This window comes from Pseudomonas sp. P5_A12 (assembly GCF_056400685.1).
The window spans coordinates 1-22,518 of the sequence record NZ_JBFUKU010000073.1; the positions used below are offsets into that span (position 1 = coordinate 1).

Annotated in this window: 24 protein-coding genes and 1 pseudogene; 8 read left to right on the forward strand and 17 right to left on the reverse strand. The window is 59.6% G+C overall.

The window, feature by feature from the left end; all coding sequences use genetic code 11:
• Window positions 1-149: pseudogene (locus AC1DSG_RS12685) on the forward strand (nucleotidyltransferase family protein); the annotation flags it as partial.
• 102 nt (window positions 150-251) lie between these two features.
• On the opposite strand, the gene AC1DSG_RS12690 reads toward AC1DSG_RS12685, so the two are convergent.
• The 12 genes from AC1DSG_RS12690 to AC1DSG_RS12745 form a co-directional block, all read right to left on the reverse strand.
• The gene (locus AC1DSG_RS12690; protein ID WP_477791187.1) at window positions 252-848 is read right to left on the reverse strand and encodes a nucleotidyltransferase family protein; all 597 of its coding nucleotides are present in this window, start codon (window positions 846-848) and stop codon (window positions 252-254) included.
• Window positions 845-1,828 carry an XdhC family protein gene (locus AC1DSG_RS12695; protein ID WP_477791188.1) on the reverse strand — a complete coding sequence of 328 codons (984 nt, stop codon included), beginning with the start codon at window positions 1,826-1,828 and terminating at the stop codon, window positions 845-847. Before AC1DSG_RS12695 ends, AC1DSG_RS12690 begins: the two co-directional genes overlap by 4 nt.
• Window positions 1,828-4,149: a xanthine dehydrogenase family protein molybdopterin-binding subunit gene (locus AC1DSG_RS12700; RefSeq protein WP_477791189.1), complete on the reverse strand. Its 2,322-nt coding sequence runs from the start codon at window positions 4,147-4,149 to the stop codon at window positions 1,828-1,830. The genes AC1DSG_RS12695 and AC1DSG_RS12700 overlap by 1 nt, the downstream gene beginning before the upstream one ends.
• A complete protein-coding gene (locus AC1DSG_RS12705; protein WP_477791190.1) occupies window positions 4,146-4,619 on the reverse strand; it encodes a (2Fe-2S)-binding protein in 474 nt (157 codons plus the stop codon). Before AC1DSG_RS12705 ends, AC1DSG_RS12700 begins: the two co-directional genes overlap by 4 nt.
• Before the next feature lie 242 nt (window positions 4,620-4,861).
• Window positions 4,862-5,881: a UDP-N-acetylmuramate dehydrogenase gene (gene murB, locus AC1DSG_RS12710; protein ID WP_477791191.1), complete on the reverse strand. Its 1,020-nt coding sequence runs from the start codon at window positions 5,879-5,881 to the stop codon at window positions 4,862-4,864.
• Window positions 5,878-6,342 (reverse strand): low molecular weight protein-tyrosine-phosphatase, encoded by a 465-nt coding sequence (locus tag AC1DSG_RS12715; protein WP_477791192.1) that lies wholly within the window; start codon window positions 6,340-6,342, stop codon window positions 5,878-5,880. Before AC1DSG_RS12715 ends, murB begins: the two co-directional genes overlap by 4 nt.
• Window positions 6,342-7,106: a 3-deoxy-manno-octulosonate cytidylyltransferase gene (gene kdsB, locus AC1DSG_RS12720; protein ID WP_477791193.1), complete on the reverse strand. Its 765-nt coding sequence runs from the start codon at window positions 7,104-7,106 to the stop codon at window positions 6,342-6,344. Before kdsB ends, AC1DSG_RS12715 begins: the two co-directional genes overlap by 1 nt.
• The gene (locus tag AC1DSG_RS12725) at window positions 7,103-7,288 is read right to left on the reverse strand and encodes a Trm112 family protein (protein ID WP_007945752.1); all 186 of its coding nucleotides are present in this window, start codon (window positions 7,286-7,288) and stop codon (window positions 7,103-7,105) included. Before AC1DSG_RS12725 ends, kdsB begins: the two co-directional genes overlap by 4 nt.
• Before the next feature lie 25 nt (window positions 7,289-7,313).
• The gene (gene lpxK / locus AC1DSG_RS12730) at window positions 7,314-8,324 is read right to left on the reverse strand and encodes a tetraacyldisaccharide 4'-kinase (RefSeq protein ID WP_477791194.1); all 1,011 of its coding nucleotides are present in this window, start codon (window positions 8,322-8,324) and stop codon (window positions 7,314-7,316) included.
• On the reverse strand, window positions 8,324-8,755 hold the full coding sequence (locus AC1DSG_RS12735) for an ExbD/TolR family protein (RefSeq protein ID WP_477791195.1): 432 nt from the start codon (window positions 8,753-8,755) through the stop codon (window positions 8,324-8,326). Before AC1DSG_RS12735 ends, lpxK begins: the two co-directional genes overlap by 1 nt.
• Window positions 8,752-9,387 (reverse strand): MotA/TolQ/ExbB proton channel family protein, encoded by a 636-nt coding sequence (locus AC1DSG_RS12740; RefSeq protein WP_477791196.1) that lies wholly within the window; start codon window positions 9,385-9,387, stop codon window positions 8,752-8,754. The genes AC1DSG_RS12735 and AC1DSG_RS12740 overlap by 4 nt, the downstream gene beginning before the upstream one ends.
• A gap of 98 nt (window positions 9,388-9,485) precedes the next feature.
• Window positions 9,486-11,720 carry a DNA internalization-related competence protein ComEC/Rec2 gene (locus tag AC1DSG_RS12745; RefSeq protein ID WP_477791197.1) on the reverse strand — a complete coding sequence of 745 codons (2,235 nt, stop codon included), beginning with the start codon at window positions 11,718-11,720 and terminating at the stop codon, window positions 9,486-9,488.
• A 141-nt stretch (window positions 11,721-11,861) separates the two neighbouring features.
• On the opposite strand from AC1DSG_RS12745, the gene AC1DSG_RS12750 reads away from it, so the two are divergent.
• Window positions 11,862-12,377 (forward strand): DUF2062 domain-containing protein, encoded by a 516-nt coding sequence (locus tag AC1DSG_RS12750; protein WP_477791198.1) that lies wholly within the window; start codon window positions 11,862-11,864, stop codon window positions 12,375-12,377.
• A gap of 155 nt (window positions 12,378-12,532) precedes the next feature.
• Here the strand turns inward: AC1DSG_RS12750 and AC1DSG_RS12755 are convergent, their stop codons facing one another.
• From AC1DSG_RS12755 to AC1DSG_RS12770, 4 genes are all read right to left on the reverse strand, one after another.
• Window positions 12,533-13,312, reverse strand: a complete 780-nt coding sequence (locus AC1DSG_RS12755) for an ABC transporter permease (RefSeq protein ID WP_477791199.1) — start codon at window positions 13,310-13,312, stop codon at window positions 12,533-12,535.
• The gene (locus AC1DSG_RS12760) at window positions 13,309-14,241 is read right to left on the reverse strand and encodes an ABC transporter ATP-binding protein (RefSeq protein WP_477791200.1); all 933 of its coding nucleotides are present in this window, start codon (window positions 14,239-14,241) and stop codon (window positions 13,309-13,311) included. Before AC1DSG_RS12760 ends, AC1DSG_RS12755 begins: the two co-directional genes overlap by 4 nt.
• A gap of 131 nt (window positions 14,242-14,372) precedes the next feature.
• On the reverse strand, window positions 14,373-14,996 hold the full coding sequence (locus AC1DSG_RS12765; protein WP_477791201.1) for a glutathione S-transferase family protein: 624 nt from the start codon (window positions 14,994-14,996) through the stop codon (window positions 14,373-14,375).
• Between the two features lie 43 nt (window positions 14,997-15,039).
• Window positions 15,040-15,699 (reverse strand): transglutaminase-like domain-containing protein, encoded by a 660-nt coding sequence (locus AC1DSG_RS12770; protein ID WP_477791202.1) that lies wholly within the window; start codon window positions 15,697-15,699, stop codon window positions 15,040-15,042.
• Window positions 15,700-15,947: 248 nt separating this feature from the next.
• Here AC1DSG_RS12770 and AC1DSG_RS12775 point away from each other — a divergent pair, with 248 nt between their 5' ends.
• Both AC1DSG_RS12775 and AC1DSG_RS12780 read left to right on the forward strand, forming a co-directional pair.
• Window positions 15,948-18,395 (forward strand): acyl-CoA dehydrogenase, encoded by a 2,448-nt coding sequence (locus tag AC1DSG_RS12775; protein ID WP_477791203.1) that lies wholly within the window; start codon window positions 15,948-15,950, stop codon window positions 18,393-18,395.
• An 83-nt stretch (window positions 18,396-18,478) separates the two neighbouring features.
• Window positions 18,479-18,886: a PA2817 family protein gene (locus tag AC1DSG_RS12780; RefSeq protein ID WP_477791204.1), complete on the forward strand. Its 408-nt coding sequence runs from the start codon at window positions 18,479-18,481 to the stop codon at window positions 18,884-18,886.
• Between the two features lie 113 nt (window positions 18,887-18,999).
• Here AC1DSG_RS12780 and AC1DSG_RS12785 read toward each other — a convergent pair whose 3' ends face one another.
• Complete coding sequence (locus AC1DSG_RS12785) at window positions 19,000-19,989, reverse strand: LysR family transcriptional regulator (RefSeq protein ID WP_477791205.1); 990 nt, start codon at window positions 19,987-19,989, stop codon at window positions 19,000-19,002.
• A 90-nt stretch (window positions 19,990-20,079) separates the two neighbouring features.
• On the opposite strand from AC1DSG_RS12785, the gene AC1DSG_RS12790 reads away from it, so the two are divergent.
• From AC1DSG_RS12790 to AC1DSG_RS12805, 4 genes are all read left to right on the forward strand, one after another.
• A complete protein-coding gene (locus AC1DSG_RS12790; RefSeq protein ID WP_477791206.1) occupies window positions 20,080-20,706 on the forward strand; it encodes an alanyl-tRNA editing protein in 627 nt (208 codons plus the stop codon).
• Between the two features lie 92 nt (window positions 20,707-20,798).
• Window positions 20,799-21,569: a 2OG-Fe(II) oxygenase gene (locus AC1DSG_RS12795; RefSeq protein ID WP_477791207.1), complete on the forward strand. Its 771-nt coding sequence runs from the start codon at window positions 20,799-20,801 to the stop codon at window positions 21,567-21,569.
• Between the two features lies 1 nt (window position 21,570).
• Entirely contained in the window at window positions 21,571-22,209 is a 639-nt protein-coding gene (locus AC1DSG_RS12800) for a LysE family translocator (protein ID WP_477791208.1), read from the forward strand.
• Between the two features lie 131 nt (window positions 22,210-22,340).
• On the forward strand, window positions 22,341-22,518 hold a 178-nt coding region (locus tag AC1DSG_RS12805; RefSeq protein ID WP_477791209.1), incomplete at its 3' end, for a transposase.

The following is a 22,518-nucleotide window of genomic DNA, read 5'->3' on the forward strand; positions in this document are numbered from 1 at the left end:
GCTTTGGGGTGGGGTTGGCGGGATTGTCTGGTGATCACGGTGCAAAGCCGTTGTTTGCGCAGGGGCGAGTGGTTGAGTTGGCGGTCGATGATCCCGGGGTGGTGTGGGATGTGGATGTGCCTGAAGCACTAGTTTTCAAGCCAGCATAAATTCCCTGTGGGAGCGAGCCTGCTCGCGATGACGGTTTAACATTCGAAATTGATGCAAGCTGATTCACCGCCATCGCGAGCAGGCTCGCTCCCACAGGGAATTTATGCTGGCTTGAAAACTAGTGCTTCAGGCACATCCACATCCCACACCACCCCGGGATCATCGACCGCCAACTCAACCACTCGCCCCTGCGCAAACAACGGCTTTGCACCGTGATCACCAGACAATCCCGCCAACCCCACCCCAAAGCTGCGGCCGAACCCGACCGGATGCCCGTACTTGCCCGCATGCACCGGCACTCTGACAGAGTCTTCAGCAATCCCCGCCACTACCTGCTCAATACTCGATGGCAAGATAAACGGCATATCCCCCAACACAATCAGCCAGCCATCGAGCTGCGGACACGCCGCCACGCCAGCCGCAATGCTGTCACCCATGCCCGTCGTTTCGATCAATACAATCTCGAAACCGTAGGCCTGAGCCATGCGAATCACTTGCGGGCGATCCTCCGTCGTCACCAGCACCCGTTTTTCCAGCGAAGCCGGCACGCTCACCAGCACCTGCTCGATCACCGAACGCACAGTGCCGTCGCGTCCCGTGCAATCCGCCAACAGCTTGTCCTTGTCATCACCCGCCACCTGACGAAAACGACTGCCCTGCCCCGCTGCCAGCACAATGACGCCGATGGGTTCATTCATATAGCCTCCTGCAACGGTTTCTTTTGCTTCAGTTCGACGCCGTTCTTGATCGCGACAATTTCGGCCATCAGTGACAAGGCAATTTCCGCCGGACTATGGCTGCCAATGTGCAATCCGATCGGGCCATGCAGGCGCTCGATCGCCTGTGGCGACAAGCCAAGCTCGGCAAGGTTTGCCCGGCGCTTCAGGCTGTTGACCCGAGAGCCCAGCGCGCCGACATAAAAAGCCTTGGAATCGAGGGCCGTGAGCAGCGCCATGTCATCCAGGCGAGGATCGTGAGTCAGGGCGACGATGGCCGTGCGCTCGTCGGCCTGAATCGTCAGCACAGCCTCATCCGGCATGCCCGAGACAAAACGACCGTGATGCTCTTCCCAACCATAAACGAACTCAGTGCGCGGATCGCAGATCAGCACTTCAAAGTCCAGCAGCCGGGCCATCTCCGCGACGTAACGGGACAATTGCCCCGCGCCGATCAGTAACAGGCGCCAACGCGGGCCATAAATCGCGCGTAGCGTGTGGCCGTCAAAACTCAGCACATCGAACTTGTCCGCTGACTGCAACAGCACTTCACCCGTCGCAATATCAACCACACGAGCGACAATTTCATGGGCCTCACAGCGCGTCAGCAACTCGGCGACCCAATGCGGATCGCCAACCTGCTCCTCAGTCAGGCGTAATGTACCGCCACACGGCAATCCAAACCGCGCGGCCTCCTCGCGGGTGACACCATAGGTGATCAACTGCACCGGTGGCCCGTCAGCCGGGATACGCCCGTCGTGCAGCCGGGCAATCAGATCATCCTCGACACAACCGCCCGACACCGAGCCGATCACCACGCCATCTTCACGCAGGGCCAACATGGCGCCGGGTGCCCGAGGCGCGGTGCCCCAGGTCTGGACCACGCTGTACAGCACCACCCGCTGACCGGCGCGGCGCCATTCAAGCACGCTGCGCAGGACATTCAGATCGACGCTGTCCATCAGGCTGGAGCCTTCTGCCAACCTTGCAGTTGATAGCGAACCGGCAGGCTGCGGATACGTTTACCGGTGGCGGCGAAGATTGCGTTGCACAGCGCCGGCGCAATCGGTGGCACGCCGGGCTCGCCGACACCGCCCAATGGCACAACGCCTGGCGGGGTGACCAGATGAACAGCGACTTCCTTGGGCGCCAGGGAAATACGCGCCACTTCGTACATGTGGAAGTTGTCCTGCTGGACCTTGCCGTCCTTGAAGCTGATCTCCCCCAGCACTGCGTTGCCCAGCCCCATGACGCAGGCGCCCTCGAACTGCGAGCGGATGCGTTCGGGGTTGATTTGCGGCCCGCAATCCACGGCGATGTCAGCCTTGTGCACGATCAGAGTGCCGTCGTCTTTGACTTCGACCTCGATCACCGCCGCCACATAAGTGACGAAGCTGTACTGAACCGCCAGCCCCAAACCTCGGCCTTTTGGCAACTCGCGCCCCCAACCGGCGGCCTTGGCGGCGGTTTCCAGCACCGTGCGTAGCCGTGCAGTATCGATCGGATAACGCTCGGGGGATTCGCCGTAGTTCCACTCGTCACTCAAGGTGCGCGGATCGATCTGACGGTCCGGGCCGAGCAATCTGATCTGGTACTTGAGCGGATCCTGCCCGGCCTTGTGCGCCAATTCATCGACAAAACTCTGAATCGCAAAGCCGTGCGGGATGTTCGACACCGAGCGATACCAGCCGACGCGGGTATGCGCCGTCGCCTCCGGGTTTTCCAGGCGCACGTTGGGAATCGCGTAGGCCATGTTGGTGAACCCCATGCCCAGCTCAAACGCCGCTTCATGGTTCATGCCTGGCGCAAACAACGCAGTGATGCTTGGCGCCACGGTGCGGTGCAGCCAGGCGGAGGGCAAGCCGTCCTTGTTCAGGCCGGCTTTCATGTACTCAACCGACACGGTGTGGAAATACGAACAGTGGATGTCGTCTTCACGGGTCCATTGCACCCGTACCGCCTTGCCGGGGAACTCCTTGGCGAGGATCGCCGCTTCAATGATGAAGTCAGGCTTGGATTTTCGACCGAAGCCGCCACCGAGCAAGGTGACGTTGAACGTGACGTTATCGAACGGGATGCCGAGGCGCTCGCCAATCCTTGTGCGGGTCACTTKCGGCGCCTGACTCGGCCCCCAGGCTTCGCAGACACCGTCCTTGAAGCGGGCAATGGCGACCATCGGCTCCATTGGCGCCTGCGCCAGGTGCGGCAGGTAATAGGACGCTTCGAGGATGTTGTCGGCGCTGTCCATGGCCTCCTCGATGTTGCCGGTATTGCGCACTACTTTGCCGGGCTTGAGGGACGCGGCTTCCAGTTCCTTGCGATAGGCAATCGAGTCATAACTGGCATTCGGGCCGTCGTCCCACTCGATCTTCAGCGCCTCGCGGCCCTTGATTGCCGCCCAGGTGTTCCTGGCCACCACGGCCACGCCACCCAAAGGTTGAAATTCGGACGGCACCGGACTGGCACCGATCTGCAACACCTTGATCACCCCGGGGACTTTCATCGCGGCGCTGGCATCGAAGGTTTTGACCTTGCCGCCGTACACCGCCGGACGCGCAATGGTGGCGTAGAGCATGCCGTCGAAATACACGTCGGCCCCGTAAATGGCGCGACCGTTGACGATGTCGGCGCCATCGATGGCCTTGGTGCCTTCCTTGCCGATGTAGAGAAACTGCGACGGATCCTTGAGCCGAACGCTGTCGCGAGGGGGCACCGCCAGCGCACTGGCCGCCGCGGCCAGGGCGCCATAGCCCAACTCACGACCGGTCGGTGTATGGATGACTTTGTGCAGTTGCGCATGGCACTCGCCAACCGGCACTTTCCACTGCTCGGCGGCGGCCTGCTCCAGCATGGTTCGAGCGGCGGCACCGCACCGGCGCATCGGCTCGTACCAGTGACGCATGCTGCGCGAGCCGTCAGTGTCCTGGTTGCCAAAACGCACTTCGTCGCCCGGCGCCTGTTGCACTTTCACCTTCGCCCAGTCGGCGTCCAGCTCATCGGCCACCACCATCGTCAGGCTGGTGCGTACGCCCTGGCCCATTTCCGAACGGTTGCAGACCACGGTCACCGTGCCATCGGTGGCGATGCTGACATACACCTTGGGATCATCAATCGCGCCGTGGGGCATGCCGTCGGCGCCAAATTTCTTCGATGCCTCTTCGGCGAAAGCGTCCTGCCAGCCCCAACTGGCCGCCAGCACCAATGCACTGGTAGCACCGACACCTTTGAGGAAACCGCGCCGACTGAGATTACTCAGGGAAAAATCACTCGGTAGCTGGCTCATGCCTTGGCCTCCTTCAAGTGAGTGGAGGCCTGACGGATAGCGGTTTTGATCCGATTGTAAGTCCCGCAACGGCAAATGTTGCCGACCATCGCTTCTTCGATTTGCGCGTCGGTGGGGTTCGGATTGGTTTTGAGCAGCGCTGTCGCTGACATGATCTGCCCGCCCTGACAGAAACCGCATTGCGCGACGGCGGTATCGAGCCAGGCTTGTTGAACAATTTTGCCTATCGGATCGTTGTGCAGTTCATCAATCGTTGTGACATTCTGCCCAAATGCGGAACCGACGGTCGTAATGCACGCCCGCGCAGGCTGACCGTCGATATGAATCGTACAGGCGCCACACAGGCCCATGCCGCAGCCGAATTTTGTTCCTGTATGGCCGCCCGCCACATCGCGAATAGCCCAGAGCAGCGGCATCTCGTCAGGAACATCCATTTTGTAGGGTTGACCGTTGAGGATCAGAGTATTCATGGGCACGCCCGCATAGTTCTTGAGGTATGGGGTCGAGCAATCTGCCGTGGGATCTTGGTTCGTTATACGCAGATCGACTCAGGCTATTGAGGCTCTCTTATGCGACGGGAATGTCTGCACCGGGCCTTTGGTGGAGCAAATGTTTGCATCGTTAGGTGGCTAAGTTAACCCAGTATTAACAAAAAAGCCCTGCACAGTAGAAGGTGTGCAGGGCTTTTGAAATCAGTCTGGAAAGACTAGCTTCAATACTGATTGGGCTCCATTTCCAGGTCGACATKGAAACGTTCCGAAATGTCCTTCTGGATACGTTGCGCCAGATTGAGCAATTGCAGGCCGGTCGCGCTGCCATAGTTGACCAGCACTAGCGCCTGCAACTTGTGCACGCCGGCGTCGGCGTCGCGGAAACCTTTCCACCCTGCCCGCTCGATCAACCAACCTGCCGCCAGTTTCATTTGCCCGTTGGGTTGTGCATAAGCCACCAGATCCGGGTATTCACCCTTCAGCTGCGCGACCAGCGCCGCAGGCACTAACGGGTTCTTGAAGAAGCTACCGGCATTGCCCAGCACGGTGGGGTCCGGGAGCTTTTCATTACGGATGCTGCAAATCGCCTGGCTGACATCCGTGGCCGTCGGCTGCTCGATGCCTTGCTCGGTCAGGCGCTGACGCACCGGGCCGTATTCCAGGTGCAGATGCGCAGCGCGGTCGAGGGTGAAACGAACGCGCAGGATCAACCAGCGCCCCGGCTCCTGCTTGAACAGGCTGTCGCGGTAAGCGAAGTTGCATTCTTGCAGAGTGAAATCCCGCAGTTCACCGGTCCGGCGATCCAGCGCGGTCAGGCCGGCGAACACATCCTTGATCTCAACCCCATACGCGCCGATGTTTTGCATCGGTGCCGCACCAACGGTGCCCGGGATCAGGCTAAGGTTTTCCAGGCCCGACAAACCCTGCGCCAGGGTGTGCTGCACGAACGGATGCCAAGGCTCGCCGGCCTCGGCCTCAATCACGACTTTGCTGCCGTCATCACTGAGGATACGAATCCCGCGCGTGGCCATGCGCAGCACCAGCGACTGGATGTCAGCCGTCAGCAGCAGATTGCTGCCTCCGCCGATCACCAATAACGGAACGTCATGTTGTGCGGCGTAGGCCAGGGCTTCACGCACGTCGGCATCGCTATGGGCCTCGGCGAACAGGCGAGCCTGAACGTCGACCCCGAAGCTGTTGAACGGCTTGAGTGAAACCTGTGATTGAACCTGCAAACTCATAACCGTCCCTTCAATTCGATCACCAGCAAATCACTGGCGCGCTCGATCAGGTCCAGCACCTGTTCGAAGCCTTGGTCGCCGTCGTAGTACGGGTCCGGCACTTCATCGATTTCTGACTGGTAGCGACGCAGGAACAAGTCCAGCTCGGCTTTGCCCTTGGCCGGTTGCAAGGCCTTGAGGTGGCGCAGGTTGCTGTTGTCCATTGCCAGGATCAGGTCGTAGGTGGCGAAATCGGCGCGGGTGACTTGCTGGGCGCGCTGGGCGGACAGATCGTAACCACGCAGTTTGGCCGCAGCCTGGCTGCGTTTGTCCGGCGCCTTGCCGACGTGCCAGTCGCCGGTGCCGGCGGAGGCGACTTCAATCTGATCCGCCAGCCCCGCTTCGCGCAGTTTGTGCCGCAGCACGCCTTCGGCCGTTGGCGAACGGCAGATGTTGCCAAGGCACACGAACAGAACGCGCATCAGGCCTCCAGCAGGCGGCGAACGCGCTCAAGGTCTTCAACGGTATCTACACCAGCAGGCGGCGCGATGAGCGCATCGGCGACATGAATCCGCACGCCATGCCACAGGGCACGCAGTTGTTCCAGGGATTCAGTGTTTTCCAGCCAGCACGGGCCCCAGCTGACGAAGTCATGCAGGAAACCGGCGCGATAGGCATAGATGCCGATGTGGCGACGATACGGCACGCCTTCGGGCAATTGCTCACGGCTTTTGGCGAAAGCGTCCCGCGCCCACGGCAATGTCGCGCGACTGAAGGTCAGCGCCAGGCCATTGAGGTCGCTGACAACCTTGACCACGTTAGGGTTGAACAGGGTTTCCACGTCTTTGATCGGCTCGGCCAGGGTGGCCATGCGCGCTTCGGTGTGGGCAGCAAGGTTGGCCGCGACCTGATCGATCACGCTCGGCGGAATCAACGGTTCATCACCCTGGACGTTGACCACGATGGCGTCGGGCGCCAAGCCGAGTTTCGCGGCCACTTCGGCCAGGCGGTCGGTGCCGGAATTGTGGTCTTCGCGGGTCATCACGACTTCAGCGCCGAACCCGTTGCAGGCCTCGGCAATGCGCGCATCGTCAGTGGCAACCACCACGCGCTGTGCGCTGCTTTTGCTGGCCTGTTCCCAGACGTGCTGGATCATCGGCTTTCCGGCGATCAACAGCAGTGGTTTGCCCGGCAAGCGGGTGGAGGCGAAACGCGATGGAATGACAACGGTAAAGGCTGTGGTCATTTATCGAGACGCTCGTCGGTGGTCAGGGTGCGCGCTTCGGTTTCGAGCATCACCGGGATGCCGTCGCGGATCGGGTACGCGAGGCCTGCGCCCTTGCTGATCAGCTCGGTCTTGTCGGCGCTGAGCTTGAGTGGGCCTTTGCAGACCGGGCAAGCGAGGATGTCGAGCAATTTGGTGTCCATGAGCATTCCCTGGATAAAAACGGAGTTAAGGCAAAAGTCGATCCGGCAACAGGCGCATCAGCTGCGTATCGAACCAGGCCACGAAGGCCGGTGACGGCGCAGCATCGACCGCCAGGTACCACCAATCGGCGGCGGCGAAGGCACGGCACTTCACCGCGTCCTTTTCAGTCATCACCAAAGGCAATGACGGTGTGAAATTCAAGGCTTGCACGCTGTATTCGGCGTGGTCGGCAAACGCATGCGGAACTGGCTGCCAGTGTAGCGTTTCGAGGGTTGTGAAGAAACGCTGCGGATTGCCGATCCCGGCCACGGCGTGCAGCGCCTGACCTGCGCAAAAGTGGTCGAGGGGGCGCCGCTCACCGCTTTGCAAATTGATCAGGGCGGTGGGTTGCAGCTGGAAGGCGAATCCGCCATCGCGATCATCTGCAGCGCCGTTGTAGAGCACCGCGTCGACGCTTTGCAGGCGCTCGACCGGCTCGCGCAATGGTCCGGCAGGCAGGCAACGCTGATTGCCCAGGCCTCGGGCGGCATCGATCAGTACCAGTTCCAGATCCCTCGCCATGCGGTAATGCTGCATGCCGTCGTCAGAAAGAATCAGGTCCAGCGGCTCGCTCGCCAGCAGTGCCTTGACCGCACTGCTGCGGTCCGGGTCGATCATTAACGGCACGCCGGTGCGCTGGACGATCAACAGAGGTTCGTCACCCGCCATATCCGCGTCTTGATCCGCTTCCACGCGCCACGGCAGTTGCGGCGGTTTGGCGCCGTAACCGCGACTGACCACGCCTACCCGCAAACCGCTGCGCTGGCAATGCTCGATCATCCACAGAATCAGCGGCGTCTTGCCGGTGCCACCCACCGTGATATTGCCGACCACGATCAACGGCACGGGCGGCTGATAGATCTCGCCTTCACCGGCCAGGAATCGCTTGCGCTTGTTCATGACCACGCGCCGATACAACCACTCCAGTGGCTGCAACAGCTTCAGGGCCGGATGACCTTCGTACCATGCGGCGAGCAAGCGATCAGACATGGCCATCAGGGCGCGGGCGGCGCCGCCTCGACGGTGGTCATGCGCAAGTGGCTGAAACCGAGCTTGCCGGCGGCGTCCATGGCGGTGATGACGGACTGATGTTGAGTCTTGCCGTCAGCGCTGATGGACAGCGGCAGGCTGGTGTCGCCGTTGGATTCTTTTTGCAGCGCTTCCATCACTGTCGCCAGGTCGCTCTTGGGCAATACCCGATTGTTCAGCGAGAACACGCCTTCGGCGTTGATACCGATGTCCAGTTGCTTGGCCTGTTGATCTTCAGCCGGAGCACCGCTGATCGCTTCCGGCAGTTCGACTCGCAACTGGGTTTCACGGGTAAACGTGGTCGTGACAACGAAAAACAGCAGCAGGATAAACACCACGTCGATCAGCGACGCGAGGTTGATGTCTACCGTTTCCCGCGGCTTGCGGCGGAATTTCACGCTCTGCCCTCGGTCAGGTCCACATCGCGGTCACCCTGCACCACCTCGACCAGTTTGATCGCTTCCTGCTCCATGCCCACCACCAGTTCATCGATGCGGCGTTGCAGGAAACGGTGGAAAAACACGGCCGGGATGCCGACCATCAGGCCCGCAGCCGTGGTGATCAAGGCCTTGGAGATACCACCGGCCAGCACCGCAGCGTTAGTGCCCATGCCCGTGCCCATGAATGCGCTGAAAATATCGATCATGCCCAACACCGTGCCCAGCAAACCCAGCAACGGGGCCATGGCAGCAATGGTGCCCAAGGCATTGATGTAGCGTTCGAGTTCGTGAATCACCCGCGCAGCGGCCTCTTCGATGCACTCTTTCATGATCTCGCGACCATGTTTGGAGTTGGCAAGGCCCGCCGCGAGGATCTCGCCCAACGGTGAGTTGGCGCGCAGCTCCTTGAGTTTTTCTTTATTGAGTTGCTTGTCCTTGATCCACACCCAGACCTGTCCGAGTAGATGCTCCGGGGTCACACGGCTGCTTCGCAGGGTCCAGAGACGCTCGGCGACGATCGCCATGGCCGCGATGGAACTCAGAATGATCGGCAGCATCATCCAACCGCCGGATTTGACCAATTCCCACACAGTGACAATCCCCTCGAAAAAGTGCGCCACTCTAACATAGGGGGTGAGCGCACCGAAGACCGTGATGTCGCTTCCGGTCGAGCTTTAATAACTCCCGGCTATTTATTGATAGATGGCGGAGCGCGCCAGAAACGCCGTTCCAGACGCATTGTCCACGGTGGCTTGAAACGCCCCAATTGCAGATGAATGGCCCCTTGCTCGGCGCTGTCGTAAATCGCCATGCCGCGTTTTTGATAGCGCGCTACAACCGTGGGGTGCGGATGGCCAAAAGAATTGCCCTGCCCACGGGAAATCAACACCGCCTTGGGTTGCAACACGCTCAACAGGGGCATCGACGAGGAACTGCGGCTGCCGTGATGCGGTGACTGCAACCAATCGGTGACCACCGCCAGAGGACTCTCAAGCAAGGCCCGTTCGGCAGCGATGTCGATATCGCCGGTCAGCAACAGACGCTCGCCGCTGGCCTCTATTTGCAAGACGCAGGACTTCTGATTGCTGTCATGGGCTGACGTCCATTGCCACAGTTGGAAATTCACTCCGTCCCAGTTCCATTGCCGGCCACTTTCACACCCTTGGGCTTGCAGCTCGACAGGCAAACCCTCGGGATCGCCACTGAGCACCCGCTTGACAGGCAAACCATTGGCCACTGCTCGCGCACCGCCGGCGTGATCGGCATCGGCGTGGCTGATCAGCATCAGATCGAGCCCCCTTACCCCGAGTTTGCGCAACGACGGCAGCACCACCCGCTCACCAAGGTCGAGGTCGCCGAAACGCGGTCCGGCGTCATACAACAGCGTGTGATGGCGGGTACGCACGAGGATAGCCAACCCTTGGCCGACGTCCAGTTGCCAGACATCGGCCATGCCTTCAGACAACAACGGCCGAGGCGGAAAAACCAGCAACAGCAACAACGGCCACCCCAATGGGCGCAACGGCACACCCCGTGGCAGCAAGAGTAGAAAGGCCCCCAAAGTACCGAGCGCCCAACTCCACAATGGCACAGCCACCGGCACCCACGCGGGCAATTGCCCGGCCATCAATGCCAACACCTTGAACAGCCCGTCGATCAAACCACCCGCCAGCCACAGCAACCCTTCACCCGCATAGGGGATGGGTAACAAGAATGTCCCGAGCAAGGCAGGTGGTAACACCACCAGACTGATCCAGGGCACCGCCAGCAAATTGGCCACCGGCCCGCTGAGGCTGATTGGCAGGCCGAGCACCAGCAGCAACGGGCACAGACCGATTGCGATCAGCCATTGAGCCCGGGTCCAGGTTTGCCACCATCGCCAAGGCCCCAACCGCCCGCCAAAAGTGAAGATCAACACCGCCACGGCGGCGAAGGACAACCAGAAGCCCGGTTGCAAACTGGCCAACGGATCCAGCAGCAAAACGCCATTCAGCGCCAGTAGCAGCGGCCACCAGGCGCCGAGGTGACGAAAGCGCAGCCGCCACAACAGCACCAGACCAATCATCACGCAAGCGCGTTGCACCGGAACGTCGAAGCCGGCCAGCAGCCCGTAAGCCAGCGCTGCCGAAAACGCCAGCCCGCAGGCCCAGGGCAGCCACGGCAAACGCCCTGGCCACAGCCCGAAACGTGCCAGCCCGGCGATCAGCTGATAGACCAACCCCGCCAACAATCCAATGTGCTGCCCGGATATCACCAGCAGATGCACGGTGCCGGTGTCTTGCAGCACTTGCCATTCCTCACGACTCAGCCCGGCGCCGTCACCGAGTACCAGCGCCGTCAACGCTGCGGTTCGGCCCTGGGCATCGATCGCTTGTAAACGCTGGCGGATGCCGTCGCGCCAGGCCCATTGGGCTTCGTTGAGCCGCTCACCCGCCTTGACCGTCCCGGTCGCTCCGATGTGTTGCGCCAGTAACCAGGCGTCGTAATCGAAGGCATGCGGATTGAGCAGCCCAGAGGGTCGCTTCAACTTGACCGCCAGTCGCCAGCGCTCGCCACTGTTGACGGACGGTCCGTCGTACCAGGCCAACCGCAAACGCTGGGGCAACTTCGTTCGGCGTGATTGGCTGTCCGCCAATTCGAATTGCACCACGCCGTCGGCATTTTGCGGCAACCCCGTCACCCGCCCTTCTATCCAGCGGGTTTCCCCATCAAGTTTCAGTGGCAGGCGATCATCCAGCGCCCACTGCGCATTCGCGCACGCCCAACTGAAGCCGAACAGGAAAAACGCCAACGGATAGGTCCGAAAAGGCAACAGCATCAAACCCACTGGCGGCAGTAACATCCATAACCCGACCGGCGGTAAAACCGGCAAAAAACGCAAGGCCAACAGACCCAACGCCAGCGCTAACGTCCCTGTGCGCATACACTCCTCCTGGAGAGTTCCCATCTTGGCTTAGGCTTAGCCGGCTAATCGCACAGACGCCGTTAATAATTGTCACAAAGTCTGAATGGGTGGTTCGAAGAATCCAGACATACTTGCCGCCTTAACCGACCGAGAAGCCTTATGCCCCGGCGCTTGTTCAAACGCTACATGCCAGACCCGACCAGCATCAAGGAACACAAATCCTTACGCTTTCTCGGCACGTTGCTGCATGACCCCAACCTCTGGCACCTCAACCGCCACTCTGTGGCTCGGGCGATGGCAGTTGGCCTGTTTGCGGCGTTTTTGCCGGTCCCGATGCAAATGCTGCTGGCTGCAGTGCTTGCCATCATGGTCCGGGGCAATATGCCGATTGCGGTGAGCCTGGTCTGGTTGACCAACCCGATTACCATGCCTGCCGTATTTTTCTGCACGTACCAGACCGGTGCCTGGCTGTTGGATGTGCCCACCCGCCAGTTGCCGGACTCATTGTCCTGGGAATGGGTCAGGAGCGAGCTGTCCACGTTATGGCAACCGTTTTTGCTGGGGTCGGTACTCACCGGACTGGTAATGGGTGCCCTCGCCTATTTCCTGACCATGATGTATTGGCGCTGGTGGGTGGCGCGGCAGTGGAGGCGACGCAAGAAAAGCCGGATGTAGAATGCAAAACGGCCTCCATTTTTGGAGGCCGTTTTTGTATGTAGTGTTTGAACTGGCGCCATCGCGGGCAAGCCTGCTCCCACACGGGATCTATGTCTCGCTGAAGATCCCCTGTGGGAGCGGGCTTGCCCGCGATGGGGGCGCTGCGGTCTTGATCAGGTACGCATCCCGCGACCACTGACCAGCAACCGTGCGCAACCGATGTACAACACGACGGTCGCCACCAGCATGAAGGTGATCGCGATGCTGATCCGGATGTCCGAAACGCCGAGAATGCCGTAACGGAAAGCGTTCACCATGTGCAGAACCGGGTTCGCCAGGGACACGGTCTGCCAGAACGGCGGCAACAGGGAGATCGAGTAAAACACCCCGCCCAGGTAAGTCAGCGGTGTCAGCACGAACGTCGGGATGATCGAGATGTCATCGAAATTGCGCGCAAACACGGCGTTGATGAAGCCCAGCAGCGAGAAAATCGTCGCGGTCAGCACCACCACCAGAATGGTTACGCCCAGGTGATGCACTTGCAAATCCGTGAAGAACAGCGACAGCAACGTCACGATGACCCCGACCATCAGCCCGCGCAGCACGCCACCCAGGGTGTAGCCGATCAGAATCGTATGCGGCGAGACCGGCGACACCATCAACTCCTCGATGGAACGCTGGAACTTGCTGCCAAAGAAACTCGACACCACGTTGCCGTAGGAGTTGGTGATCACCGACATCATGATCAGCCCCGGCACGATGTACTCCATGTAGGTGAAGCCGCCCATGTCACCGATCTGGCGACCGATCAGATTGCCGAAGATCACGAAGTACAAAACCATGGTGATGGCCGGCGGCAGCAGCGTCTGCGGCCAGATTCGGGTAAAGCGCCGGACCTCACGGTAAACGATGGTATTGAGGGCAACGAGGTTGGGTTGCAGCTCGGAACTCATACCGCCACCTTCGACAGATTTTTCTCCACCAGAGACACGAACAACTCCTCGAGGCGATTGGTTTTGTTGCGCAGGCTCAGCACTTCGATGTTTTGCTGCGCCAACTGAGTAAACAGCGCGGTGATGCCCATGGCTTTGTCGACCTGCACTTCCACGGTGTGGCTGTCGATCAGCCTGGTCGGATAGCCGAGCAACTGCGGCGCACTGGTCAAGGTGTTTTTGGTATCGAGCAGGAACGTTTCCACATGCAGTTGGCTGAGCAACTGTTTCATGCTGGTGTTCTCGACGATGGTGCCGTGGTCGATGATGCCGATGTTGCGACACAACTGCTCAGCCTCTTCCAGATAGTGCGTGGTGAGGATGATGGTGATGCCTTTCTGGTTCAGTTCGGTGAGAAAGGTCCACATCGAGCGACGCAGTTCGATGTCCACCCCTGCGGTTGGTTCATCGAGGATCAGCAGGCGCGGCTCATGAACCAGCGCACGAGCGATCATCAGGCGTCGCTTCATACCGCCAGACAGCGAGCGTGAAGGTGTATCGCGTTTGTCCCACAGCCCCAGTTGGGTCAGGTATTGCTCGGCGCGTTCCTTGGCGATTTTCGCCGGTATGCCGTAGTAACCGGCCTGGGTCACGACGATATCGAAGGTCTTTTCGAACTGGTTGAAGTTGAATTCCTGGGGTACCACGCCGATGGAGCGCTTGAGTTGCGCAGGATTTTTGTCCAGGTCGTGACCGAAGATATTCACCGTTCCACTGGTCTTGTTCACCAGGGTCGAGAGAATGCCGATGGTCGTGGATTTGCCGGCGCCGTTAGGCCCGAGCAAGGCGAAGAAGTCACCTTCGGCGACGTCCAGATCGATACCACTCAGGGCCTGGAAACCGTTGCCGTAGGTTTTGGTTAGCTGCCGGATGGACAGAGCGGAACTCATATCGGATTACGCACCAAGAAGGAAGAAAGGAATAAAAGACGGCCGGCGGCGACAGGTACAACCGCGGCGCGTGAGCGCAATGGTGCTTGTCGCCGCCACACAAGTACAGTCAAGTGTGTCGATAGTGAGTATTAAGTCAACGCAGTCATAACGGCTTTTTGATACGCCGGACGCTGTTTCAACCGGGCGTACCAGGCTTCAAGATGCGGTTGCGGTGCGCGCTCGATCGGCATCTCGAACCAGGCATAAATAAAACTGCCGAGCGGGATGTCGCCCATGCCGATTTCGTCGCCGGACAGGTACGGTTTGGCGGCCAATGCCTGATTGGCCATCGACAGCAGATCCTCGCATTCCTTGATAGCGGCGTTGATGGCCGACCAGTCCTGCTGATCTGCCGGGGTGCGCAACACGCCCCAGAATACGGTGCGGAACGGGCCCGCTAGACTTGAGGTGGTCCAGTCCATCCACTTGTCGGCCGTGGCGCGGGCTTTTATATCCGCCGGATACCAGGCGCTGCCGTTGGCATGAAAAGCCATCAGGTAACGCACGATGGCGTTGGATTCCCACAGCACAAAACCGTCGTCTTCGATCACCGGCACGCGACCATTGGGATTCATCGCCCGATACTGCGGCGTATCGACGACACCAAAGGCGCCGCCTGCATCAATCGCCTCGTAGGCCAACCCCAGTTCTTCGGCGGCCCACAATGGCTTTTTGACATTCGACGAGTTTTTCCGACCCCAGATCTTCAGCATGACCGCCTCTTTTTCGACAAGTGGGCAGGCAGCATACGCCGGATCAGGCGCGACTCAAATCGCTCTGCATATCCCCCAGCAGCAAGGGCAGTTGCTCGCTGAACAGGTGCGGATAGCACTTTTCCAAGTGTTCGAAAAAGAATGCTTGCGGCACATCGGTGAACTGGCCGTGGTCGACCAGGTATTCCATCAACTGCGCGCCATCGCGATTGAACGGATGAAAAACACTGTCGTTGATGCCGTCGAATTCCAGCGGCGCGACATTGAACAGTTCACAGAGTTTTTGGTTGAACGCCGGGGTTGACTTGACCCACCGGTCATTCAGATACAGCTCCGTATAGCCGTGCATCGCAAACACATCGCTCTTGAGCAATTCAAGCAAACGTGGGGTCGACAGGTGATTGCGCACATCGGCCAGTCCGATCCGCGCCGGGATCCCGCAATGTCTTGCGGCACCGGCCAGTAACGTGGCTTTGGGCACGCAATAGCTTTCCCCGGTGGCCAGCGCATAACTGCCGCGCAGGGTCTCCGGGTCGCGGCTGAACGTATAGGGGTTGTAGCGCACGGCCTCACGCACCGCGTAATAAAGGCCGATCGCCTGTTCGACCGGATCTCGACGGCTGCCGCGATGTTGTTCGGCGAACTCCATCACCGAGGGGTGGTCACTATCGATGAAGCGGCCAGGACTCAAGTACTCGTGCATGAGAATAATCTCCAGGGGAAGCCCGGAGTCTAACGACAGGTTCAGCACAGAGATAACGACGTTTCGGCCAAACTTGGGCGCATTGCCGCGTAGGAAACGAACGATTTCCCGAGCGTGTTGCCAACCGAGCCTACAAATCTCATCCAGGGTTTCCCACGATTTCAATCACATCGCTCTGACCACCCTGTTTGGCGGATGCCGTCTAAGCTCTGAAGGTTGGATTTACCCTGGTTCACGGAGGATTAAATATGCTGCTGTTGTGGATACTGGTTCTGGTTGTCGGGATAGCCTGGTTAGCCCACCGTCGCATCGCTCCCCTGCCCGCTCTTTGCATCGTTGCCGTTTACGTGGTGGCAATGGGGGCTTTCAGCCGTGCGCCCGGTTGGCTGCTGCTGTTGTACTGGGTGTTGATCGCAGCCGTTGCGGCGCCATTGTTGCTGCCCGACCTGCGTCGCAAGTTCTTCAGCGCGCCGCTGTTCAACTGGTTCCAGAAAACCCTGCCACCGATGTCGCAAACCGAACGCGACGCCATCGACGCCGGCACCGTGTGGTGGGACGGCGAACTGTTCAGCGGTCGCCCTGACTGGGACAAGCTGTTGTCCTATCCAAAAGTCCAACTGAGCGAAGAGGAAGAGGCCTTCATCGATGGCCCGACCGAAGAGCTCTGCGCCATGGTCACCGACTGGCAGATCGGGCAAGACATGGACCTGCCCGCCGCGGCCTGGACGCACATCAAGGAAAACGGCTTCTTCGCGCTGATCATTCCCAAAGAATTCGGCGGCAAAGGCTTCTCCGCCTATGCGCACTCACAGGTCGCCATGAAACTGGCGACCCGCAGCGGCGACCTCGCATCCACCGTAATGGTCCCCAATTCACTCGGCCCCGCCGAACTGCTGCTGCATTACGGCACCGATGAACAACGCAACCATTACCTGCCACGCCTGGCCCGAGGCGACGACATTCCTTGTTTCGCGTTGACTGGCCCGCTGGCCGGTTCCGACGCCGGGGCAATGCCCGACACCGGAGTGATCTGCAAAGGTGAATGGGAAGGCAAGGAAACCCTTGGTCTGCGCCTGAATTGGGAAAAGCGTTACATCACCCTCGGCCCGGTAGCGACCCTGCTCGGCCTCGCCTTCAAGGCCTATGACCCGGACCATTTGCTGGGTGACGAAGAAGACCTGGGCATCAGCCTGGCCCTGATCCCGACCGACACTGCAGGCGTGGAAATCGGTCGCCGTCACTTGCCACTGGGTGCCGCGTTCATGAACGGCCCGAACTCTGGCAAGGACGTGTTCGTGCCGCTCGACTTCCTGATCGGCGGCCAGGAAATGCTCGGCAAAGGCTGGATGATGCTGATGAATTGCCTGTCGGTCGGGCGTTCGATTTCGTTGCCGGCTGTCGGCACCGGCGCTGCCAAATTCACCAGTCTGGTGACCGGCCAGTACGCCCACGTTCGCGAACAATTCAACGTGCCACTGTCGGCGTTCGAAGGGATTCAGGAAGCCATGGCGCGCATCGGCGGCAACGCCTGGATGATGGACGCGGCGCGCATGCTGACCGCCAACGCGGTGGATCTGGGCGAGAAACCATCGGTGCTGTCGGCGATTCTCAAGTACCACCTCACCGAGCGCGGTCGCGAGTGCATCAGCCATGCGATGGATGTTCACGGTGGTAAAGCCATCATCATGGGGCCGAACAACTACCTCGGCCGCGGCTGGAATGGCGCGCCGATTTTCATCACCGTGGAAGGCGCGAACATTCTCTCGCGCAACCTGATGATCTTCGGCCAGGGGGCGATTCGTTGCCATCCGTTCGTGCTCAAGGAAATGGCCCTCGCCGGCCGCGAAGACAAGGACCAGGCGCTCACCGAGTTCGATGGCCTATTGCTCAAGCACATCGGTTTTGCCGTGAGCAACGCCGCCAGCACACTGGTGCTGAACCTCGGTTTCGGGCACTTCGAACACACTCCGGGCAACAAGCTCAGTCAGGGTTACTTCCGGGCGCTCAACCGCCAGGCCGCGGCGTTCGCCCTGCTGGCGGACCTGAGCATGATGCTGCTGGGCGGCGAGTTGAAACGCCGCGAACGCCTGTCGGCCCGCCTGGGGGATGTGCTCAGCAATCTGTACCTCGCCTCTGCCGCCCTCAAGCGTTACCACGATCTCGATTCACCGGAGCACATGGCGCCGCTGTTTACCTGGGCCATGGAGGAAAGCCTTGGCCAGTCGGAACGAGCACTGGATGAACTGCTGACCAATTTCCCGAACAAGGTGCTGGGTTGCCTGCTGCGGATCATCGTGTTCCCGTTCGGCCGTCGACACAAAGGGCCATCCGATTCTCTCGGCGCAGAAGTAGCCGCCGTGATTGGCCGCGCCAAGGGCGACCCGACACTCGAAGAGTTGCTGGGTGGTTGCTATCGACCGCAATCGACCGATGACGCTGTCGGGGCTTTGCAACACGCCTGTAATTTGCTCAATGCAGCGCAGCCACTGCAGAAAAAACTGCACCAGGCGCTCAAAAGTGGCCAGCTCAAACCGGCCGCCGGGGAAAACGTCATTGATGCAGCGCTGGAAGCGGGCGTATTGCAGGCAGCGGAAGCGCAGACACTGCGTGCCGCCGAAGCGGCGCGACGCAAGGTGATTGATGTCGATGATTTCGATAAAGAAGAGTTGGCGCTGGCGCAAGGAAAGGTCCGCTGATCCAGCCATACATGTACGCCAATGCAAAATGGGCGCGGGCGCTTTATACTCCCGCGCCCGTTTTGCTCTTGAGGACTTATCTCGTGTCCAACGTCGTTGCCGACCATCTCGTCTTGCTTGACCACTTGCGCAGCATCCTGGTCGCCGTGGGTGAGGCCGAACAGGTTCCCGAAGAAAGCCATGCCTTGTTCCTGGAGCGCTTCGACGAACTGCGTGCGTTGCTGCCGGTCGATCCGATCGAAAGCCAATACCTGGGCCAGGACATTCTGTGCCAGGTGATCACCCGCTACCCGCAAATTGCCCACCTGGTCCCGCGTGACCTGCTGTGGTACTTCGCCGGTGACTGCCTGCATTACATGCCCGATGAAGAAATCGATCTGTACCAGGCGCTGGAAGAACGTCGTTTCGAAGCTGAACAGAACGACGAACCGTTTGACTGGAACCAGGAAAAGCAGCTGCTGGCGATGTCGAACGACGACGCCAAGCACTGATCCCCGATCAGTTATACAAAAGGCCCGCATGATTGAACATGCGGGCCTTTTTTTCGCTGGTTGATATGGTGCCTGTAAGGACGCCTTCGCGGACAAGCCCGCGATAGCGTCAGTCAAAGCAACCCATCGCTCTCAGGCAACTCATATTCCCCCGCAATTTTGCCCGGCTTCCCCTGCTTGCTCAGCGTCGGCTCCTTCTCCAGACACTCCACCAGATAGTCGATAAACACCCGCAATTTCGGCGGCAGATAACGCGTCGGCGAATGCAACAACCACGCGCCGCCGTGGTACGACGCCAGAAACGTCCACTCCGGCAACACCTGGACGATCAGCCCCTGCTCCAACGCATAACGCGCCGTGAAATACGGCAGGCTGCCAATGCCGATGTGCTGCAACACCGCGCCCAATCGCACACCGGTGTGATTGGCGGCGTATCGCCCACGCACGCCGACTGTGACCGCTTTGGTGCCTTTCTTGAACTTCCAGCGCGCATCGCTCGGGGTTTCACCCAGATAGATGCAGCTGTGGTTGAGCAAGTCGTGAGGATGGGTCGGTGTACCGTGTTCGGCCAGGTATTGCGGCGTGGCGCAGAGCAAATGGTCGATGGTCAGCAATTGCCGTCCGACCAAACCGGCGGGTGGTTGATCGGTAATACGGATGGCGAGATCAACATGGTCGTCAATCAGATCCACCTGCCGATCCTCAAGCAACAGCTCCACATCGACTTTGGGATAACGCCGCAGAAACTCCGGCATATGCGGGTGAATCACGAATCGCCCCACGGCCTTGGGCACACTGACCCGCACCAACCCTTCGGCTTCCTGGGTGAACTGCCCGCTGATTTCCATCACCGATTTGGCGGCGCTGACCATTTCCTGGCAGCGCTTGAATACCTCTTCGCCCCCGTCGCTCAGCCGCAATTTACGCGTGGTTCGTTGCAACAGACGCGTGGCCAGCGCCTTCTCCAGACGGGAAATACTGCGGCTGACCGCCGAAGGAGAAGTGCCCAGTTGACGGGCCGCTTCAGAAAAGCTGCCGGTCTCGACCACCTTGACGAAAATCGCCATTTCACCGAGCAGCGGTAGCGGAAGATTTATGCTCACAGCGCAACAGTCCTTTGATGATTGAACGGATTATCACGCAATTCCACGCTTCATATAATAAAAATAGAAACTTTAATAAGGGCATGGAATATGACGCTTCGCCTCTTTTTCCATAGCGATGACCTCAAGGCTAATGTGGAAGTCCTGGATTGCACGCCCTACGAGAACGAATATGCGGTGGTTCTGCGTGCCACGCTGTTTCACCCCCAGGGTGGCGGACAGCCCTTTGATACGGGCTGGATCGGCGATAGCCAGGTACTGCGCGTCATCCAGGACCCTGACCGGATCATTCATTTCGTCGACCAACCGGTAAAATCTGGCATGACCCTGATTCGGGTGGACGGGGAGCGTCGTCAGTTCAATACACGCATGCATTCAGCCGGGCATCTGATCGGCCACTTCGTCCAAGCCAAGGGCTGGATGCCGATGAAGGCGCATCACTGGCCGGGCGAAGGCCGCGTGCAGTTCAAGGCTCTGGAATGCGCACAGGATATCGATGCCCAAACCATCCAACTTGGCATCGAACAGTGGGCTACCCAGGATTTTCCGCGTCTGACGTCGTTGCGCGAAGGCGCCCGGGAAATCGGTTTCGGTGAACTGCCCGCCTACGGCTGCGGCGGCACCCATGTTCGGAGCCTGAAGGAGTTGGGCACAGTCACGATCGCGTCCCTTTCATTGAAGAAGGGAACGCTGTCAGTCCACTACAACGTGGATTGAGCATTTGGGCGATGCCAGCACCGTCATCGCCTGACGCCGGGGGAGCCTGCGTTCGCGGGTTCTGTTGACTATCTGATAGATGGACCTAAGAGATGATGCTTGACGTCGAGCGTCTCGATGAGACGTGCATAATAAAACTGGCCAATGAAGAAGTCCTCGCCATCCGCGTCAAGGGCTTGTTGCCCCAGTCGCTGGCGATTCAGATTGGCGACAAGATCCTCGCCCCGGGCTTCGAGGGCTATATCAATGCGCCGAGTATCGGCCGCATCGGCATGGCGTTTTATGAAGCGGAAAACCAGCCGCTGCTGATCGAAGACTACTTCGAACGCGCCACCCGCAACATTGCGGAGTTGCGTAACCGTTGTGCGCCCTATTCGTCCCCGGTCGACACCCTGCGCTGCATGCTCGATGAATCCTGGCCGGCGGGTGCACACCTGGAAAACCTCTATGGCCGCAAGATGTATGTCGGGCTGTCACGGGTGGTGAAACCAGGGGTTTGCTTCCTTGCCCACCACGATATTTTCGCCAAGGACGCTCCGGACAGTTACCAGGCCAGAAGCCTGGAAGCGCAGTTCGCCTGCAACGTTTACCTGAACATGCCGGCCGAGGGCGGTGCTCTGCAGGTGTGGGACGACGACATTTCGCCGGATCAGTTTGACAACATGCGCGGCGACAGTTACGGCATCGACCCCGCCCTGCTAGGCCCTCCGACCCTGGAGATTCGCCCTGAGCCAGGCGATTTCATCATGTTCAATTCGCGTCGCATGCACTCGGTGACACCGGGCGTGGCGGATCCACGCCTGAGCCTTTCGTTCTTTGTCGGTTACCGCGGCAATGCTTCACCCCTGACCTTCTGGAGTTGAGATGCTTTCAAATTACCTGGGCGAATTTCTGGCGCTGGCGACTATTCACTTTCTGGCCGTGGTCGCACCTGGGCCGGATTTCGCCGTGACCATTCGCCAGAGCGTGCGTTTCGGCCGATGGGTGGGCATCTGCACGGCGTTGGGTATCGGCGCGGGGATTTCCGTGCACGTGCTGTACACCCTGCTCGGGGTCGGCGCACTGATGCATACCACGCCTTGGCTGTTGACGGTGGCCAAGGTCGCGGGCGGCGCCTACATTTTGTACCTCGGTGTCAGCCTGTTGCGCAGCAGACCCAAGTCCGCACTTGAGGGCGATAAAGGCTCGGACGAACCCGTCGCCGAACAAACACTGTTGAAGGCATTTACCACCGGGTTTCTGACCAACGCGACCAATCCCAAGGCGACGCTGTTTTTTCTGGCGATTTTCACCACCATCATCAGCGCCACAACGCCACTCAAAGTCCAAGCGCTTTATGGGGTCTGGATGTGTTTTGTGAATGCACTGTGGTTTGTGATCGTCGCACTGTTCTTTTCCAGTGCCCGGGTACGGTTGCTGTTCATGCGCATGGGCCATTGGTTTGAACGGACAATGGGGGTGATTCTGATCCTGTTTGCCGGGCGCTTGATCCTGTCGATGTAAAAAAACCTCAAACGTGAAGGGCCCGCACAGTCTGACTGGCGAGCCTTTTTTAGACAAAACCCCTCCGTGTCAGGCTACCTGTCACCCTTGTTGATTGACTCATTCATTCAAGAGGGCGAAGGTGCATAACAATGTCCAATCTAGGCAAACGCTACGACGACGACTTCAAAGATTGGGTCGTCTTGCAAATGATGCCGCCTCTAAATCGCTCAGTGGCAGAACTCGCCATTGCGCTTAATCTCACGCCTCAGTCACTGCGAAACTGGAGACAAATGGCTAGAGATAAAGGTTTGATCGTGCCGGGAAATG